This window comes from Photobacterium sp. DNB23_23_1 (assembly GCF_052873815.1).
Window position 1 is genome coordinate 26,808 of sequence record NZ_JBNNXT010000055.1, and the last position, 6,065, is coordinate 32,872.

The 6,065-nt window shown below is 49.8% G+C and carries 3 protein-coding genes; all 3 read right to left on the reverse strand.

All coding sequences use genetic code 11. The features are described 5' to 3' along the window. Positions 1 to 218: 218 nt before the first annotated feature. The 3 genes from rluF to ACVA53_RS22890 all read right to left on the reverse strand — a co-directional run bounded on the left by rluF (position 219) and on the right by ACVA53_RS22890 (position 5,764). On the reverse strand, positions 219 to 1,388 hold the full coding sequence (gene rluF / locus ACVA53_RS22880; RefSeq protein WP_446506367.1) for a 23S rRNA pseudouridine(2604) synthase RluF: 1,170 nt from the start codon (positions 1,386 to 1,388) through the stop codon (positions 219 to 221). 141 nt (positions 1,389 to 1,529) lie between these two features. Further along, complete coding sequence (locus tag ACVA53_RS22885) at positions 1,530 to 4,661, reverse strand: multidrug efflux RND transporter permease subunit (RefSeq protein WP_446506368.1); 3,132 nt, start codon at positions 4,659 to 4,661, stop codon at positions 1,530 to 1,532. Further along, the gene (locus ACVA53_RS22890) at positions 4,661 to 5,764 is read right to left on the reverse strand and encodes an efflux RND transporter periplasmic adaptor subunit (RefSeq protein ID WP_274132853.1); all 1,104 of its coding nucleotides are present in this window, start codon (positions 5,762 to 5,764) and stop codon (positions 4,661 to 4,663) included. Before ACVA53_RS22890 ends, ACVA53_RS22885 begins: the two co-directional genes overlap by 1 nt. Between the last annotated feature and the right edge of the window lie 301 nt (positions 5,765 to 6,065).

Consider the following 6,065-nt stretch of genomic DNA (forward strand, 5'->3'; position numbering starts at 1 on the left):
ACCGCTTTTCGCCCCGCAGGACGTGTAACCGACATTGTTGGCAAGGCCGGCCAAGTGATAACTCGGTTATCAGGTGTTTTCGTCAATGAGTACAATATTGCAAATTCGTTGACGGGATTGCAAGCGCGAATATGGCAGAAATTATTCCACCGCTGAAATACAAAAAAGCGGACAACCTATGTCCGCTTTTTTTGATGTTCATTCAGGCGAGTAAAAAGTTATTCACCCTTCGGCGATTTCCACTTCTGGATTTTGCTTGAACCGCCGTTGCTATTGCGAGAGCCTGAACCGTTACGAGAGCCTGAGGCTTCGTCATCACGCTGAGTGCGACGGTGACCAGGCTGTACGCCACGGCCCGGACGCGGACTTCTGCGCTCATCCTGACGGTCCTGACCTTGCCCCTGACCACGGTTCGGGCCTTGGCCGCGACCTTGACCGCCACGGCGATCATCACGGCGGTCGCCACGATCACTGCGCTCACCGCTATGGCGGCGGCGATTCGGCTCACCCTTACCTTGGTAAGTCTTGTACTTGATCTTACCCTCGCCTTCTTGTTGGCGGCTATCAAACAGCTTAGCATCTGTTGCTTTCTTGATGTTTTTGCCTTCGCCATCCACTTTAGACGCTTCTTCGGTCTTGCTCGAATCGGCAATCAGACTGTTGATCTCGCCAATTTCTGCATCCGTCAGATAACGCCACTTACCGTTTGGTAGACCATCAATGCTGATGTTCATGATACGCACACGACGCAGCTTGAATACATCGTAGCCCAACGCTTCACACATACGGCGGATCTGACGGTTCAGGCCCTGAGTCAGCACAATACGGAATGAATAGTTGGTTTCCTTTGTCACCTTACACGGCAAGGTCACGGTATCGAGAATTTCAACCCCAGACGCCATTTTATCAATGAACTCTTGGGTAATTGGCTTATCGACACGTACTACATATTCTTTCTCATGCGAGTTACCGGCACGCAGAATTTTATTCACGATATCACCGTCATTGGTCAGGAATATCAAACCATCAGACGGCTTATCCAGGCGACCAATTGGGAAAATACGCTTACGGTGGCCGATGAAGTCAACAATGTTATCCGGGATATGGCGCTCAGTGGTACAAGTGATACCTGCTGGCTTGTTCAACGCGATATAAATAGGTGCTTCCTTCGCGCGCAACGGCTTATCATCAACCAGTACATCATCGCCAGGCATGACTTTAACGCCCATCTCTGGCTCTTGACCGTTTACCGTCACCCTTCCTTGATCTATAAGCTTGTCCGCCTCGCGGCGTGAGCAATAGCCTGTATCACTAATAAATTTATTAAGTCGCACTGCTTGGCTCTGTTCGCCATTTGCAGCACCCTTGTTAGGCTGATTTTGAGACATAGTTTTCTTCTATACTGTGCGTTTCACAACGCGATCAAGGGATAATTATGGCCGAGTATTCTAGCAATAGCCCAGCATCATGGGAAAGGAAATAAAAAAAATGCCACCGACCGGTGGCATTTTTGATTATCAGGTAATCATTTAATCCGCTAGTGGCTCACCTGTTGGCCCTACTTTCACACTGTTATCTTGATCCAGTGCCTTGTCCAACTGCTCGGCCACATAACCCGGCGACTTGGTATTGGCTGCCATCAGACGGTACATCGCCGGAATGACAATCAGGGTAACAAAGGTGGCGAATGCCATACCGAAGAACACCACGACACCCACCGCAATGCGCCCTTCCGAGCCTGCACCAGTAGATAGAATCAATGGTACCGAACCAAACAAGGTGGTAAACGCGGTCATCAGAATTGGCCGCAAACGACGCTCAGAGGCATCAATGATCGCCTTCTCGAACGGTACGCCTTTATCGCGCAGCTGGTTGGCAAATTCCACAATCAAGATACCGTTCTTGGTCACCATACCTATCAGCATGATCATACCGATCTGGCTGAAGATATTGAGGCTCTGCTCCATTACCATCAACCCGGCTAAGCCTCCGAAAATCCCCATAGGAACGGTTAGCATGACCACCATCGGGTTAATAAAGCTTTCAAATTGCGCCGCCAGCACCAGGTAAGCAACCAAAAGAGCCAAACCAAACACCATGAGGATACTGCTTTGGTTTTCACGGAAATCTTTCGACTCACCGGCGTAATCAATCACGATATCGCTTGGTAACATCGACAAGGCTTGCTCATCCAAGAAATCCAGCGCCTGGCCCAATGTGAAGCCCGGTACCAAGTTGGCTTTCAGAGTGATCGACTTCTGCTTCTGGTTATGGCTCAAACGCTGTGGTGAGGCCACCTCTTCCACTTTAGCCAGTGATTCCAGCGTGATCAGTTGGCCTGTACGGGTACGAACATAAATCTGGCTGAGATCCGCGGCATTATTGAAGCTGTTTTCATCACCGCGCAAATACACATCGTATTCCTCGCCACGGTCAATGAACGTCGTTTCACTGCGACCGCCCAGCATAACTTCCAAGGTTTCGGCAATATCATTGACCGGGATCCCCAGTTCTGCCGCACGCTCGCGGTTCACCGAAACAACCAGCTCTGGCGTCGTTTCAGCATAATCCAGGTCCGTGCCGTCCATCATTGGGCTGCTTTCGGCAAGGTCTTTTAGCTTATTAGCCCAATGGAACAACTCGGTATAATCCGCACCATTCAGCACAAACTGGATAGGCTCAGATGATCCTCGACGAAAACCAGGCATAAACGGCCTCACCCGAATATCGGGGATCCCTTGTAGTGATCGACGCACCATATCCAAGGCATCCGTTGCCGAAACATCACGATCCTCCCAGTTCTCCAGCTGCATAATCACAAAGCCTGTCTGGTCACCGGCACGACCGCCGAATGCGGGGGTCTGGATAGAAACTGATTTAATGACACCTTGGCCAACCATCGGCAGCAAACGGGCTTCCACTTCTTCGACGTTACCGACCATACGGTTGTAGCTGGTCCCTTCTGCACCATTAAGGAAAGCAAAGATAACGCCACGGTCTTCCTGCGGTGCCAACTGCGAAGGCACGCTTTTCATCAACACAACGCTCAGGCCAATAAATGCTAAGACGATGAAAGGTGCACCGTAACGGTAGCGTACCGAAACAGTAACGACCTTACGGTATCCGGCTTCTAAACGGCCAAACATACGATCAACCCAAAGGTTGAATTTACTCGGCTTCACATTAGCTTTCAGTAGCTTACTGCCTAATACCGGGCTCAGGGTCAATGCGACAATCGACGAGAAAATGACTGCCATTGCCAACAAAACCGCAAATTCGGTGAACAATGGCCCAACCATACCGTCCATAAAGGAGATCGGTAGGAACACCATAACCAGTACAACCGTGGTTGCAACAACCGCAAAGCCTACTTCCCGGGTTCCCTTGTAGGCTGCCAGTAACGGCGGCTCACCACGTTCAATATGGTGATAGATGTTTTCCACCACCACGATGGCATCATCCACCACCAGGCCGATCGCTAAGATCAATGCCATCAAAGTCAGCAGGTTGATTGAAAAGCCCAAAAAGTACGCCACCATAAAGGCAGAGATCAGCGATACCGGAACAGTAATTGCCGGGATCAAGGTTGCACGGGCCTGACCGATAAAGATGTAAAGCACCAATACGACCAGCAAACCAGTAACAAACAGGGTGCTATATACTTCTTGAATCGAGCGGTCGATAAAGATCGTTGAGTCATAGTCAACAAACAACTCTGTGCCTTCAGGCAGGAAGCGCTGCATGCGCTCCACTTCTTCGTATACCGCTTTGGATACATTGAGTGGATTGGCATCTGTCATGGTGACCATGCCGAGACTTAAGTTCGAAATTCCGTTGTTTTTAAAGGTGGCATTCTCGTTCCGCGCACCAATACCGACTTGAGCAATATCTTTAAGGTAAATTGGCGAGCCGTCTTCGGCAGTACGGACAACAAGATATTCAAAATCTGATGCATCTTGGTAAAGTCGCGCAGTACGCACTGACATAGTGGTGGTGTCATTTCGTACTTCACCACCAGGTAGTTCAACGTTCTCTTTATTTAGAGCGCTGACAATATCGCTGGTCGTCACGCCACGACCTGCCATTTGATCAGGCATCAACTTAACGTACATGACCCGGTACAATGCACCACTTAGGTTGACCGAGCTGACCCCGTTGATCAGGCTGAAACGGTCCATCAGAACACGCTCGGCATAATCGGTCAGCTGAGTACGATCCATAACACTTGACGTCAGATTGATATAAACAGCAGGCTCACCCGAGCCATTATCTTTCGATACTACAGGATCATTGGATTCATCGGGCAAACGACGCTGGGCGCGTGATACCGCATCTCGCACATCACTGACCCCTTCGGTCAGGTTCCAGCCGAGTTCAAACTCGATGGTGATCCGCGACATACCATTACGGGTGGTGGAAGTGATACTCTCGATACCACTGATCCCCGAAAGCTGATCTTCAAGTACCGAGGTGATCCGGCTTTCCATTATGGTGGCGGAAGCCCCCGAGTAGCTGGTCGACACCGTTACCACAGGGTTTTCAACATCCGGCATTTCTCGTACCGACAGCTTGGTAAAAGACACCAAGCCAAAAACCACCAACAGCAAGCTGAGAACGATAGCGACAACCGGACGCTTTACCGATACATCAGATAACCACATTACGCATCATCTCCAGCTGGACCTTGTTGTTTCGGCGCGCCATTAGCTTTTTGCGCCATGATATCGCTCACCTGCACACCGTCGCGCATATTCACCAGTCCTTGAATCACTATACGATCACCAATACCGATTCCTGACTCGATAACCACTTCACTTTCGATACGGGCTCCAAGCTGTACTTCGGTACGGTGGGCTTTACCGGCTTCATCAACCAAATAAACAAATCGCTTGGTGCCAGAGTATTCCAGTGCCTGCACTGGGATCACGGCAGCATCTTGCGGGGCAAAACCAAGACTGGCAGCCATTAGCATGCCCGGCTTCAGCAAGCCGTCTTGGTTATCAAACTCCACACGAACGCGAATATTGAGAGAGTCGGCCTGAACACGCGAATCAATGGCTTTGATTTCACCGCTAAAAGTTGTACCCAACCATGCCTGACTAGTCGCTTCGACGGTCATCCCTTCGCGCAAGAAAGACAGGTATTGTTCTGGCACCTGGATATCCAAACGCATCAACGACAAGTCATCCAGAGAGAACAGCTCACTACCGACAGTCAGCATGTGGCCTTCGCTGAAATCGACCAAACCCACGGTTCCGCTAAAGGGTGCGCGGATAGCGTGATCATCCAAATCGGCTTTTGCTGCCTGCAAACGGGCATCGGCTATACTGACACTGGCAAGCTGAGCATCCAGCTCAGTTTGGGTGATAGCACCACGGCTCACCAGCTTCTGATATTCGTTGTATTTACGCTTTTCATCATTTGAGTACGCTTTAGCTTCGGCGTAAGCGGCTTTCGCTCTGGCATCATCAAGCTGCACCAACAGATCGCCTTTTTCGACCTTGCTATTTACCCCAATCTCAATTTGCTCGACACGGGCAGCCACTTGAGTAGCAATATTAACCGAACGTTGCGCTTCAAGCTTACCGACCAATGACAGAGATTGTGCAACAGGGTGGGCACTAACTTCACCAAGCGTCACAGGGATCTCTCGCGCCGAGCGGGCAGCGGGCTGCTCTGCTGCCATAGATTGACTTTGGAAGTAAAAATATCCACTACCTGTTAACGCGGCAGTCACCATTGCCGCAACAAGGACCTTTTTCATTATGAAATCCATTATTTTTAAACTGCATGCATGATATCTGAACCAGCCCTTAAGCGAGGTAAAGAAGTGTAAAGAAAAGCAATGTCGCATTTACCAAAGCGAAGAAAAACATCAATAACGCCAGCTCAATCAACAATATGATGAAAATAACAGCAAGCAGACAAAAATAGTGAGGAAAAGGGTTTACAGTTCATCTCGGTTTGCTAATATGCGCTCCGCACTTGTGGAGGGGTTCCCGAGTGGCCAAAGGGATCAGACTGTAAATCTGACGGCTCTGCCTTCGATGGTTCGAATCCATCTC